Here is a 12708-nt window from a genome sequence, read left to right on the forward strand (position 1 = left end):
ACCGTGGTTAATAGAAAGTAATAAAGGGCTCTTTTTGCAATTAGACTATGCACAAGTTTTTGGGGAATGTTAATGCATCAAACGTCAGGTTTTATATATTATGTGCTTTGAAAACAAAGTTACTCAACAAAACAACAATAGACAAAGCACAACGCTTTGTCTACTTGGTCAATTTCATATTCCAATCTTTTCGCTGCGCCGATACAATATATAGTTTGGGCAATTATGAAATTGCCTCTGTTGAGTTAAACCATTCTCCACTATATATTGTATCAGCTTAGCGGTTTTAGGTAATTATGAAATTGACTCTACTGTGGAAATCAATATTTAAAATAAGCATTTCTCTAAAAGAATCAACGAATTCCCTTCATAAATCGCTGAATCACCGGTGAAATGAAAAACAGTATGATACTGAGGACAATTGCAGAACCGCCAATTGTACCAAAGTAAATAATCTCAGTTTCTGCTGAATAAAACTTAACCAGTTGTGCATTTAATGCTTGCGCTGCGGCGTTCGATAGGAACCATAAGCTCATTGTTTGCGCCGAAAACGCAACAGGTGCTAGTTTTGTCGTTGCAGATAAACCAACAGGGGAGAGACATAATTCTCCGACCGCAACGAAGAAAATACTTAAAACTAACCAAAGCGGATTCACAAGCGCATCTCCGCCGCCAAAATAACTTGGCAGTAAAATGACGATAAATGATAAACCACCGAATAATAACCCTAATGAAAACTTTTGTGGGATTGTTGGCTGACGATCTCCAAGTCTCACCCAAAGCCAAGCAAACATTGGCGCAAGAATAATAACAAATAATGGCCAAAATGATTGGAACCAAGCTGGTGAAAGTTTTATCCCCATGAAATTCAAATTCGCTCTCGTATCCGCATATAGCGCTAAAACCGTTGCCCCTTGTTCAGCAATGACCCAGAATAAAACGGATGCTAAAAAGAGGGGAATATACGCGATAATCCTTGACTGTTCTACTTCAGTCGTTTTTGGACTTCTATACATCACGATAAAATAAGCAGTCGGAATGAGAAAAGCCAAAATTCCAACAAACGCTACAAACGAATCAAACGTTAACCATCCTAGTGGAATAGAAATTGCAATTAGGAGTGCAATAACGATTGTCGACACAATAGAAATCGTAAGAGTCCGTTTTTTCTCTGTAGCATTTAAAGGGTTTGGCGCTTGTGTACCCGCAAGTCCAAGATTTTTCTTTTTCGTTGCAATAAATACGACCAAACCTAAGAACATACCGACAGCCGCAACCCCAAATCCTAGATGGAAACTTGTATCCATTAAACTTCCGGCAATTAACGGAGCTATGAATGCGCCCATATTAATGCCCATATAGAAAATACTAAATCCGGCATCACGGCGATTATCGTCTTCCGCATATAAGTCACCAACAACGCTAGAAACGTTAGGCTTTAATAGTCCTGTACCAAGTACAATAAGCACCATCGAAATAAAGAACATTGTTAAGTTCCCAGGAATCGCTAAAACTAAATGACCAAACATGATCAGAATTCCACCGTAAAAAACAGCTTTAGACGTTCCAAATATCCGGTCAGCTAACCATCCTCCGATAATTCCTGACATATAGACGAGTGAACCGTAAATCGACATGATAGACAGTGCAACTGTCTTATCTAATCCAAGTCCGCCGTTTGATACTTCATAATACATATAGAAGACAAGGATTGCGCGCATTCCATAATAGGAAAAGCGTTCCCAAAACTCAGTGAAAAATAATGTGAATAACCCTTTTGGATGCCCGAAGAAACCTTTTTGCGGGGCACTTTCAATAATTTGTTGTTTAGTTAATTTCGACACGATACATCCCCCTTACTCTAAACATATGATACATGTAAGCGCTTTAAGTTGCTATAAGAATATTATAAAAATAATAATGTTGTAAAATAATGATTATTACCAATTTTTTGTTTACTCAAAGGGACTATGACAAAATCAATGTTTGGCTGTTTAAAATAATTCCCTTCATTAAATAATTAAACTAGTACGTGAAGCTTTTCACAAAACAGACAAAAACTTATGAAGCATATGTGAAATAATTCACAAAGTTCTTTTCATAGGCAAGGAAATGCGTATAATACTAGTTAATAAGATAAACAATCTTATAGTGTCAATTCTCTACACAATATAAAAAAATATTTGAAAGGAAGGATACAACATGTGGTTACTTACAGTTTTTGAGAAAACAAGTGTTAGGATTTTTGAATACCAAGATAAGGCTGAAGCGTTAGTAGCACTTGAGCAGTTTGAAGAAAGTGCATTATTAACTTACACGAACTAAATCATTTATATAATTTTTATGAGGTGAGGACATGGTTGAATTAAGAAATTCCCAATTTGGGAAAAATGTAATTGTTGAGGAAAATCCACTATCAAGATGGTTATTTTCGAACACAATATCTGCATGGATATGGTTAGTGTTAAGAGTATACCTTGGTTATTCTTGGTTGAAGGCAGGTATCGGAAAAGTTACGTCTGATGCATGGACAGGCGATCAAGCAGGCGTTGCAATACAGGGTTTTATGAAGGGTGCCCTTGCAAAAGCTGAAGCAGGGGACGTTGCAGGATGGTATGCTTGGTTTCTAGAAAGTGTTGTCATTCCAAATGCGGTTCCATTTTCTTACATGGTCGCATGGGGTGAAGTATTAGTAGGGCTCGGCTTAATCGTTGGATTGTTAACGGGAATTGCAGCATTCTTTGGTGCAACAATGAATATGTCTTTCTTATTGGCAGGTACTGTAAGCTCAAACCCAGTCATGTTTATGATTGCGATTGTCTTAATCTTGGCATGGAAAGTTGCCGGTTGGTATGGACTAGATCGCTGGGTATTGCCGCGATTAGGAACGCCTTGGTCTTCACGGAATAAATAGTATCAGATAGCTTAAATCCCAAGTTTATTTACTTGGGATTTTTTTGCGTAAAGAATATGGAATCACTCGATAACAGGCCCCTTCATAATTTGTTTATACGTTTTAGGACTTCGGACTTAATTAATGCTATAAAAGAAACAAGTACGACTGTGTGCTGAGCTCTTTGAGATGATTCGAGGTGGTCAGATTGATAGCAATCCTTGGCGCAATGGAAGTCACGAAAAAAATGGTGACCTTGCCAATTGGGTGATCCTTGGTAAAATGGTGAAAGGGGTGGGTGGTGCGATGGATAGGGGATTAGAGACTTGGCGTTGTCGTAGAGGTAAAATCGAAATCACAACGTCATTTACTGTCGGTCCACATCTTCTAAAAGAAAATAGTTAACAGTTATCACTAAGGGGGGCATCAGAACATGAAAGAAAACAAAGTCGTATTTATTACGGGGGCTGCAGGCGGCATAGGTTATGAGATTGGCGTTGCGTTTGCAAGAGAAGGCGCAAAAGTAGCTTTTTCTGATATCAATGAAGAAAAGCTGAAAGAAGCTGTCAATCAATTAGTTGCTGAAGGTTATGATTGTTTCGGTGTAAAATGTGATGTAACGAAAGAAGAAGACATTCAACAAGCGATTGATAAAACAGTAACACATTACGGACGACTCGATGTGTTAGTGAACAATGCTGGAATGCAACATGTTGCGCTCATTGAAGATTTTCCAACTGAAAAATTTGAATTAATGACTAAAATTATGCTTGTAGCACCGTTTATGGCCATTAAACATGTGATGCCGATGATGAAGAAACAAGGGTTTGGCCGCATTATTAATATCGCATCGATTAATGGCGTTATCGGATTTGCAGGTAAAGCGGCATATAATAGTGCGAAACACGGTGTTATTGGCCTAACAAAAGTAGCTGCTTTAGAAGGTGCTGAATATGGGATTACTGTGAATGCAATTTGTCCAGGTTATGTTGAAACGCCGCTGGTGCGCAATCAACTCGTCGATTTGGCGGCAACTCGAAATGTTTCACTTGAGAAAGTGTTAGAAGAAGTTCTTTATCCACTCGTCCCACAAAAAAGATTGTTGACAGTCCAAGAAGTTGCTGATATGACATTATTTATTGCAAGTGATAAAGCAAAAGGGATTACAGGCCAACCGATAATTATTGATGGTGGCTATACTGCCCAGTAGCATGTCTATATGTCGCACGGATTCGTGAATGGTATATTCGTAAGGATATAGCGCCATGAAAGCTTAAATTTTTCATTAACCTTTGCTGATGAAGGCAAAGGTTATTTTTGTGCTTGTTTATACTCCTCGCTCCACTTCTTTATATATGACAATTGCATTGAAAACCGCCAAATCCACAAAATGGTTTTACAAAAAAACGACCTTTTGGTTGCTCATATCCTGTTTTTTAATTTTAAAAACAAATACCTTATATTGGACAACCTTCCGATTAGATGAAAGCTACCAGTTTTAATTTGTAATCTTATTGAAATAGTAAGTTCGAGAATTGCGTCAAATTAAGCAAGCTATAAATCTTTAAATGACAATCATGTAACAATTAGATGACATCCTGAATAAATGGTTTTACACGCCAGTGAGTTTCAATAGGATGCACTGTACGCATAAGAAATTTGGAGCGACAGATTTGAAAGGGGCTAATACTACATGAAGGTTAAAAAGATCCTATTCCTGTTAATAGCAGTGACTTTGACAATGACTTTAGTTGCTTACGGTAAGGAAGGAAATGTAGGAAATGACGAACGATCTTCTGAACAAGAGGTTGTTCGAGTAGAAGTTGCGGCTGACGAGGAACAATTGAAGGAGGAAGAGCTTCTAGAAGTAGATGAAGGAGAAGTTGTTGCAAAGGTGAATGACGAAGAAGTTAAAGGAAAGAAGTATAATGCGGTTTTGAGATCGATTCTTAGTCAAATAGAACAAAATGGTGAAACAGCAAGGCATGATTCTACTGAGGAATTAAAAAAGCAAGCACTTGATACGATTGTGAATCAGACATTGCTACTTCAACAAGCAAAAGAAGCAAAAATTCAAGTGTCCGCAGAAGAGATTGAAGAAGCGTACGCAATGTTCGCCAAACAATTTGAAGATGAAAAAGCGATGGAAAAAGAATTTGAGAGTAAAAATGTAGATGAAAAAATTATCAAAGAACAAATTGCTGAATCCATAACGTTTAATAAATATCAAAATAAAGTGGTGCCTATAAAAGATGTTACTGAAAAAGAAATCCAAAATTACTACGATCAGCTAGTAACGGAAGCGAAAGGAAAAGGGAAATTGCTGCAGCCCTTAGAAGAAATAAAGAAGGAAATCCAAGCAAAGATAGAACAAGAACGACAGCATAAACAGTTAGTTGCACATATTGAAGAGTTGAAAAAATCAGCGAAAATTGAAGTAAGTATATAAATTAGGATAAAAAATCGAATAAGAATGATATTGTGTTTAGTCTATAAAAAGATGCGTTTTTATGATAATCGTGTATAATTAACGTAAACTGAATGTTTGGGAAATACATTTTGGAAGAGGAGGAAATATGGAGCTAGGTGCATTCTCAATTAGTCTAAGTGTTAAAGATATTAACAAATCAAAGTCATTTTATGAAAACCTAGGATTTCAAGTATTGGGCGGGGACATTACTCAAAATTGGCTAATATTGAAAAATGGAAGCTGCATCGTTGGCCTATTCCAAGGAATGTTTAAGAAAAATATGCTGACTTTTAATCCCGGTTGGAATGGAAATGCCGAAAATCTTGATTCATTTACAGATATTCGAGACCTTCAAAGGCAGCTAAAGGCAGAAGGAATTCAAATGTTGACTGAGGCGGATGAATCGAGCGAAGGACCAGCCAGTTTTATGATTGAAGATCCAGACGGTAACCCGATTCTAATAGACCAACATAGGTGAAGTCCGCAACGAGAGTGAGTGTTCGATTGGTTTTACTTATGTTTCATCGCATTTACATGGATATCGTATAGCCAGTATGTGTGAAGTTTTAACTGATTAGTCAGCTACAAATAATAATAACGTTGCTTACCGAAGTGCCCCCCAAAAGTTAGATTTTGACGCTAACTTTTGGGGGGCACTTCAATGTAGTTTAACTTTAAAAATCCATATTCTATAAATGAAAACGAGTGTAAATGAAATAAGAATTTTATTCGAGCACATCAAACCATAATGATGATGTATCATCCGCATCTTCATTGTAATTAATTGTAATTTCCTCACCCATTTTAATATCGAGTCGTGTATAAAAATCAATCGATTGATTCTCCATGTTATATATAAAGTATGCATTTGGCGAATAGGAATGATTAAAAATCGAACCATAACCAAGCGCGAGCGCTGTATGTTCGTATTTCTCACCCCAACTAAAACAATAATCATTCAATATTGTCTTTTTTAGATATTTCCATTCGTTTCGATGTGATACGATAACAGGCGATACTTCTATGAGTTCACCTTTTTTAATGTCACGTGTAGCAAATATTCCTCTACCGTACTTTCCAGTATCTTTTATGCAGATGGGTAACACAGTAGAATCTCCTTTCGATTAATCAAAATTCACTAGTTGCTTTTTTAAATAGCTGTTACGATCACGGATAAATTGAAAAATAAATTCAGGTTCCTGATCGTATATATCCATCTTCGTATGTTTATATGGATCTAGAAGGATATGTGGTCGAAGTGCTTCATGCAATGACCTAACTTTATTTTCCATATAGTTCACCGTAAATTTATTTTCTAAAATATCTCCCAATATCTTCCGGTAACGTTTACGAAATTCTGGTACGCGCATTAGAAGATAACAAAGATGATTGCTCTTCTTTCCTTCGATATGGACGTAGTCGTACTGCATAGGACCCCCATCGACTTTCCGCCCCCAAGTTGCATCATAATCCCATGGAATAAATTCAAATAGTCCGGTTTGACTATTGTGGTATAACGCATAATTGTGGGTGAATCCATCATTATTCATTGTACAAACAGCTCCTGCAAGCCAATGTAGGAATGTGTCAACGTTAAGTAAATCTGGAATTTTGTTCTGGAAGTCTGCTAGCGGTGTATGATTGACGTGTTCTATAAAATTAAGAAGGATTGTATCATCCGTTTCTGTCCCGACGGCTCGTTGATAGCCAGAAAGAAGTGACTTTTTCATCTTTTCATCTCTAAGTAAGGAAAAGTTTGCATTGTTGTTGACTGCATAGTAAATCGGACCAGGAGGAAGCCCTCTCTTTTTTAAAAAGTACTCATCAACAGATTCTAATTGTAAGTAGACGCCTTTAGGAGACCCATTGCGAATTAAATTGACATGTTGACTTTCAGGTGATAAAACCCCAATATCATGGAAAAAATCGAAGGAAAGTTTATTGCGGATTAAAGAAGGGTCTTTATATTCTGCATTGAGATGAATCATTCTTTTCCCCGAAAATGTCTCCGGGTTAACGAACTCAATGAGATAAGATCTTTTACGGAATTTTCGTGTATATGAACCACGATAGGCGATATCAATATCATAAGTGACGTCATCAACGATTAAATCTGCGGGAACAGGGTCATTATTCCACAAGTCACTACGTAACTCCTCTAAATTTTCCTCTTCAAACACTAAAGAAAAAGATGGTAGCAAATAGGACATCATCACTATTTCCTTTCTAGTTAATCCGTAAAAAAGAAATGATACCGAAAAAATGAATGAGTGCTTCGTTTCATTGTGAAACGAACAGCATACGGATTAAGTTATGAAGTAAAAAGTATCCGCATGATCAAGAGATGCATGATCAAGCGGATGTTATTTATTTATCTTCGACGTCGACCGCGACGACCTTTTTTATGACCTTTCTTAGGACCGCTACCAGTTGTAGTAGTACCAGTTGTAGTAGTACCAGTTGTAGTATTGCCAGTTGTAGTAGTACCAGTTGTTGTTGTGCCAGTTGTCGTCCAACATCCTGTTGAAGTGCCAGTCGTCGTAGTCCCAGTCGTTGTATGGCAGGTTGATGTATGGCCAGTTGTTGTATGGCCAGTTGTTGTATGGCCAGTTGTTGTATGACCAGTTGTTGTATGACCAGTTGTTGTATGACCAGTCGTTGTATGGCCAGTTGTCGTATGACCAGTTGTTGAAGTGCCAGTCGTCGTAGTCCCGGTCGTTGTAGTAGTTACTCTACCTTTTTTCCCTTTTTTAGGCATAAGAATCCCACCTTTCTATTGAAGATAATTCATAGTATGCAATATTTTTTAACCCCATTAGGCAATCAAGAAACTAGGGCAGAATCATGTACAATTTCATAGATTATATATAGGAAGATAACCCAACGAATTTTGCTTGTTAAAAGTTTAATCCTTTTTTCGATGCAATAATCGGCAATGGTTTGTCTTATTTGAATGCTAACTTAGTATGAAGGAATTTATTAATTGCTTTAGTAAATGAAGTACCGTTGATAATAGGATCTGAACATTGTATGGATTCTTCTATTTATTCTATTATGAAATAACAAAAATAGAGGATTCTTATTCCCAAATGGGCGAATGACCATTACCTAAACTTCCCGGGACACATATAGATATAAGGATATTAGAAAAGGAGGTTTGACAACTGTGAATTTTCATTCGCTTGTAGATAGGGTAATAAAAGTCGATCGGGGTGGACCGGAGTCCCGCACGGGCATGTTGTTGGGAGCAAAAAAGGACCACATCACGTTATTGCATGAAGAAGAAGGAATCATCTATTACAACACACACCATATTAAGAGCTTAACTTATAATTCTAAAGACCAAGTAGAAATTGATGTTGATATTCCTGATGACTTTACGTACATTAAAGCCAAGGATTTTAGAGGTATTCTTGAGAAATTAACGCTTCGATGGGTAAAAATTAACCGTGGCGGGCCAGAAACTCTAGAAGGGGTAATGGATGTTGTTACGGATGATTTTGTAACAATTGTAGCGAACGAAGAAATCGTTCGAGTTTCAATGTTCCATATCCGCAATATTAGCTATGGCATCAAAGTTGACAAAAAGAATAAATGTAAAGAATCGGACAATGGCAAGGGAGATTGTGGAAAAGAAAAGGGTAAATAATTTAGACATATGATATGTTCGTCGCTTCTTAATAGAAGAAGCGACGATATTCTATGAAGGGGGCGCCCAAAAGTTGCGAGAGCAAAAAGATATGGAAATATTTGGCAGCCTTAAGGATACGAAAATTGGTGTGTTTCTAAGTGGACATCAGTATTTGGAAGGCGTTTTGTTAGCTATTAAACAAGATCACATAGTTGTTGATGTAAATCAACACGTTCATTATATTGCCCATGAACATATCCAAGCTATATCAAAGAATGCAAAAGACTTTTATGTTTCATCTAAAGATGTTCCTTATCTCGATAAACAATACTTGATGGAAGTATTGAAGGATTTGCAATACAGCTGGGTCATCATCAATGGGTCGAGCAATCAAGCGATTTATGGGGTCATTAGTAAAATCATCGATGATTATATTATTTTAATCAGTCATCAAGAAATACTTTATATTCCAAGTCTAATCATAACAAACATTTATAGTTCGATATCCGAATCTGACATAATCTTGATGAATGAGAGGGCATTATTAGAAAACAAAAAAATAGTTGATTTAACTATGAATATAGAGACTGATGAAGTTGACAACGAACTTATAAAGGATGCAATAAACACTAAGGAAATATTGGAAGTAGATCAGGCCGATATAGAACATTCGACAGAGCTTGAATTAACGGAAAGTGTACGTCCACTTCTTGAAGATGCAAAGGATAATTCCCAACCAATTTCAAGTGAAGTTAAAGCAGATAAAGAAATCGTTGAGGTTCAGAAAGATAGTACGCATGAGGTATTAGAAGTGCGCAAAGAAACTCCCCATGTGGAACTCTCAAAGAAACTCGAATTAATGAAGATTCTCTATTTAACTATCAATAATAGAAAGTCTACCTCTCAATCAATATTAAGTGAATACAAAGCAACTGAAGACTCCGTTACACCTTTACCGGAAGCATCGGAGGAGCTAGCTAACTCCAGTTTGGACGAGGAAATGGAAGAAGTTTCGGATGGTAGAAGCGCAGATGAGGTAATTAAAGGTAGCGATATCGGTGATGTCAATGCGGAAGTTTCATCAAAACTTGAATCTGAAAAGCGTGTTGATTTACCTATTGATGAAGAAGTGAGTTTTGATTTAATACTAAGTGAAGAAAAAGCAACTGAAAACTCCGTTACACCTTTACCGGAAGCATCGGAAGAGCTAACTAACTCCAGTTTGGACGAGGAAATGGAAGAAGTTTTGGATGGTAGTGGCGCAGATGAGGTAATTGGAGGTAGCGATATCGGTGATGCCAATGCGGAAGTTTCATCAAAACTTGAATCTGAAGAGCGTGTTGATTTACCTATTGATGAAGAAGTGAGTTTTGAATTAATACTAAGTGAATACAAAGCAACTGAAGACTCCGTTACACCTTTACCGGAAGCATCGGAAGAGCTAGCTAACTCCAGTTTGGACGAGGAAATGGAAGAGGTTCCGGATGGTAGTGGCGCAGATAAGGTAATTGGAGGTAGCGATATCGGTGATGTCAATGCGGAAGTTTCATCAAAACTTGAATTTGAAAAGCGTGTTGATTTACCTATTGATGAAGAAGTGAGTTTTGAATTAATACTAAGTGAAGAAAAAGCAACTGAAAACTCCGTTACACCTTTACCGGAAGCATCGGAAGAGCTAGCTAACTCCAGTTTGGACGAGGAAATGGAAGAAGTTTCGGTTGGTAGAAGCTCAGATGAGGTAATTGAAGGTAGCGATATCGGTGATGCCAATGCGGAAGTTTCATCAAAACTTGAATCTGAAGAGCGTGTCGATTTACCTATTGATGAAGAAGCGAGTTTTGAATTAAACCTAAGTGAAGAAAGAGTCGCTGAAAACTCCGTTCTAGATTTGGCAGAAGCATCGAAGGAATTGGCGAACTCCTCTGTAGAGCAAGAAGTAGCTGAGGTTTTGCATGACGGCTATCTAGAAGAATACCAACTAGTTGAATTTAAAGAGAATTTAAATTATCTACAACGAAATATTGAAGATTTATTGAATAAGGATGAAGAATATTTAAGTGAAGTGGATAACCAGGTTGGAAATGAAATTCATCATACCGATAACGGTGTTGAGCAATCCTTTAGCAAAGTTCAATCTTACCAGAAGGAAAACGGAAAACCTCGTGGTAAACGTAGCCCCATTCATTATGAAAGTAGGCCTAGTAACCCAATAAAGGAAGATAATTGTCAAATTCATGACGAAAGAGTAATCACAATGGAAGAAACAGCGCAGGATGATACGAATCCCACTCACACGCCTAGCAGAGAACTAAGTCCGAAAGAAGAAAAAGAAATGTTGCAGAAGCAATATTCTTCACTTATGAAGCATGCTGCTGAGTATTTACTTAAATTGGAAGATAATATCGAACGTGAACATTCCAAAACAGATATCTTTAAAATGCCTATAAGAAAAATCAGTCCAATAGATAAGAAATCGGCTCTTGAAGGGCAATATATATCCTTAATGAATCATGCTGCAAAGATGTATTGGCAATTAAGTGATTAATGTTCAATGAAGGAGATGTAAATTTGAATAAAATTATTCGAAATCTTGTCCATGAAGTTGTTCGGATAAAATCTTCGGGTACGCATTCGATTACCGGAACGCTAATTGACGTTGGAGATGATATCATCGTGCTTTTCAACGGAAAGGAATTTATGTATATCTCCATAGATCATATCCAAAATTTTGACGTGGATCGTGACATTCTAGATGATATCGAATCACCAACTGGATTCCCAAGCATCATTGCGCAAGATACTAATAAAGATTTATCTTTAGAAGAGGTTGTTACGCAAGCGATAGGTACATTTGTTGAAATTTATGTAACAGGCGACCAGCCCTTGTATGGTCATATTACAAGCGTTATGAATGACTATTTTGTTTTCCAATCTCCCGTTTATCAAACGATGTATATTTCATTACATCATCTGAAGTGGCTCATCCCGTATACGCAAATTAAAAAACCTTATGGCTTAGATAATTATCCAATCCCCGTGCAGGCAAATAAGGAGTTATTAGCAAGTGCATTTGATGCCCAAGTGGAAAAGTTTAAAAATAAAATCGTTGTCTTTAATATTAGTGGAAATAAGAGTTACTTGGGGAAGTTAAACGATTTTGAAGATCAAATTATTGAAATCCAAACAGTAAAAACGCATCCCATTTATCTTAACTTTAAACACATCAAAACAATGCACCAAGTGTAGCCTGTAGGAAAAACTAAGTTTTTTTCAGTGAAGTCATGTTTATTGGCTTGAAGATCCCCCTGAGTGGCTGACGAGATATTATCGGCAGCCAATATCTATTAGGACTGTCATAGCAGTGCGAATACACGTAGAAAGAGGTGTGAAATCATTCATCCTTCTTTTTATGTGTATATTTTTGAATATGTAAAATCATGTCTTTGTCTATCCAATGGATGGATTTTTTTCTTTATTCAGAAGCTCATTTCGGATTCTAAATCAGAAAGGCTTTCAACGAAGCGTTAAAATATCCTGCGGTGAATAAGTTTTTGGTGTTTTCCTCAATTGCTGCACATTTATTCTGAAAAAATACTTGTCCAATAAAATAATGTTCAATATGGACAAGTTTACATTTTAATAGGGTGGACAGACATCTCGTTCCTAGTAAAGTGAAGTGAATATACATAGGGAAACGGACAAACAATTCACCAG

At 36.9% G+C, this 12708-nt stretch carries 12 protein-coding genes and 1 pseudogene; 9 read left to right on the forward strand and 4 right to left on the reverse strand.

All coding sequences use genetic code 11. The features are described from left to right. Window positions 1-353 precede the first annotated feature (353 nt). The gene (locus BI350_RS08325) at window positions 354-1844 is read right to left on the reverse strand and encodes a peptide MFS transporter (RefSeq protein ID WP_075527670.1); all 1491 of its coding nucleotides are present in this window, start codon (window positions 1842-1844) and stop codon (window positions 354-356) included. Between the two features lie 358 nt (window positions 1845-2202). On the opposite strand from BI350_RS08325, the gene BI350_RS17300 reads away from it, so the two are divergent. From BI350_RS17300 to BI350_RS08350, 6 genes and pseudogenes are all read left to right on the forward strand, one after another. Continuing rightward, a complete protein-coding gene (locus tag BI350_RS17300) occupies window positions 2203-2325 on the forward strand; it encodes a hypothetical protein (RefSeq protein WP_281181738.1) in 123 nt (40 codons plus the stop codon). 31 nt (window positions 2326-2356) lie between these two features. Continuing rightward, window positions 2357-2914: a DoxX family protein gene (locus BI350_RS08330; RefSeq protein ID WP_075527671.1), complete on the forward strand. Its 558-nt coding sequence runs from the start codon at window positions 2357-2359 to the stop codon at window positions 2912-2914. Between the two features lie 153 nt (window positions 2915-3067). Continuing rightward, window positions 3068-3205: pseudogene (locus BI350_RS17415) on the forward strand (CoA-transferase); the annotation flags it as partial. Window positions 3206-3326: 121 nt separating this feature from the next. Continuing rightward, complete coding sequence (locus tag BI350_RS08340; RefSeq protein WP_075527673.1) at window positions 3327-4103, forward strand: 3-hydroxybutyrate dehydrogenase; 777 nt, start codon at window positions 3327-3329, stop codon at window positions 4101-4103. Window positions 4104-4586: 483 nt separating this feature from the next. After that, entirely contained in the window at window positions 4587-5342 is a 756-nt protein-coding gene (locus BI350_RS08345) for a SurA N-terminal domain-containing protein (RefSeq protein ID WP_075527674.1), read from the forward strand. Window positions 5343-5469: 127 nt separating this feature from the next. Further along, window positions 5470-5841, forward strand: coding sequence for a VOC family protein (locus BI350_RS08350; RefSeq protein WP_075527675.1), 372 nt, complete (start codon window positions 5470-5472; stop codon window positions 5839-5841). A gap of 247 nt (window positions 5842-6088) precedes the next feature. Here BI350_RS08350 and BI350_RS08355 read toward each other — a convergent pair whose 3' ends face one another. The 3 genes from BI350_RS08355 to BI350_RS08365 form a co-directional block, all read right to left on the reverse strand. Next, window positions 6089-6469, reverse strand: a complete 381-nt coding sequence (locus BI350_RS08355) for an SET domain-containing protein (protein ID WP_155767501.1) — start codon at window positions 6467-6469, stop codon at window positions 6089-6091. Window positions 6470-6487: 18 nt separating this feature from the next. Then, entirely contained in the window at window positions 6488-7573 is a 1086-nt protein-coding gene (locus BI350_RS08360) for a CotH kinase family protein (protein WP_155767573.1), read from the reverse strand. A gap of 161 nt (window positions 7574-7734) precedes the next feature. After that, window positions 7735-8121: a hypothetical protein gene (locus tag BI350_RS08365; protein ID WP_075527677.1), complete on the reverse strand. Its 387-nt coding sequence runs from the start codon at window positions 8119-8121 to the stop codon at window positions 7735-7737. Window positions 8122-8529: 408 nt separating this feature from the next. On the opposite strand from BI350_RS08365, the gene BI350_RS08370 reads away from it, so the two are divergent. The 3 genes from BI350_RS08370 (at window position 8530) to BI350_RS08380 (ending at window position 12240) form a co-directional block, all read left to right on the forward strand. Beyond that, window positions 8530-9012, forward strand: a complete 483-nt coding sequence (locus tag BI350_RS08370; RefSeq protein WP_245698318.1) for a hypothetical protein — start codon at window positions 8530-8532, stop codon at window positions 9010-9012. A 73-nt stretch (window positions 9013-9085) separates the two neighbouring features. Beyond that, on the forward strand, window positions 9086-11539 hold the full coding sequence (locus tag BI350_RS08375) for a hypothetical protein (protein WP_075527679.1): 2454 nt from the start codon (window positions 9086-9088) through the stop codon (window positions 11537-11539). A gap of 23 nt (window positions 11540-11562) precedes the next feature. After that, on the forward strand, window positions 11563-12240 hold the full coding sequence (locus tag BI350_RS08380; protein ID WP_075527680.1) for a type II toxin-antitoxin system HigB family toxin: 678 nt from the start codon (window positions 11563-11565) through the stop codon (window positions 12238-12240). Window positions 12241-12708: the final 468 nt, after the last annotated feature.

This window comes from Sporosarcina ureilytica, assembly GCF_001753205.1.
GTDB lineage: Bacteria > Bacillota > Bacilli > Bacillales_A > Planococcaceae > Sporosarcina > Sporosarcina ureilytica.

Bases quoted from the DNA above. Each gene is read 5' to 3' on its own strand.
- BI350_RS17300 (WP_281181738.1), top strand. From the start codon at position 2,203: ATGTGGTTACTTACAGTTTTTGAGAAAACAAGTGTTAGGATTTTTGAA.
- BI350_RS08330 (WP_075527671.1), top strand. From the start codon at position 2,357: ATGGTTGAATTAAGAAATTCCCAATTTGGGAAAAATGTAATTGTTGAG.
- BI350_RS08340 (WP_075527673.1), top strand. From the start codon at position 3,327: ATGAAAGAAAACAAAGTCGTATTTATTACGGGGGCTGCAGGCGGCATA.
- BI350_RS08345 (WP_075527674.1), top strand. From the start codon at position 4,587: ATGAAGGTTAAAAAGATCCTATTCCTGTTAATAGCAGTGACTTTGACA.
- BI350_RS08350 (WP_075527675.1), top strand. From the start codon at position 5,470: ATGGAGCTAGGTGCATTCTCAATTAGTCTAAGTGTTAAAGATATTAAC.
- BI350_RS08360 (WP_155767573.1), bottom strand. From the start codon at position 7,573: ATGTCCTATTTGCTACCATCTTTTTCTTTAGTGTTTGAAGAGGAAAAT.
- BI350_RS08365 (WP_075527677.1), bottom strand. From the start codon at position 8,121: ATGCCTAAAAAAGGGAAAAAAGGTAGAGTAACTACTACAACGACCGGG.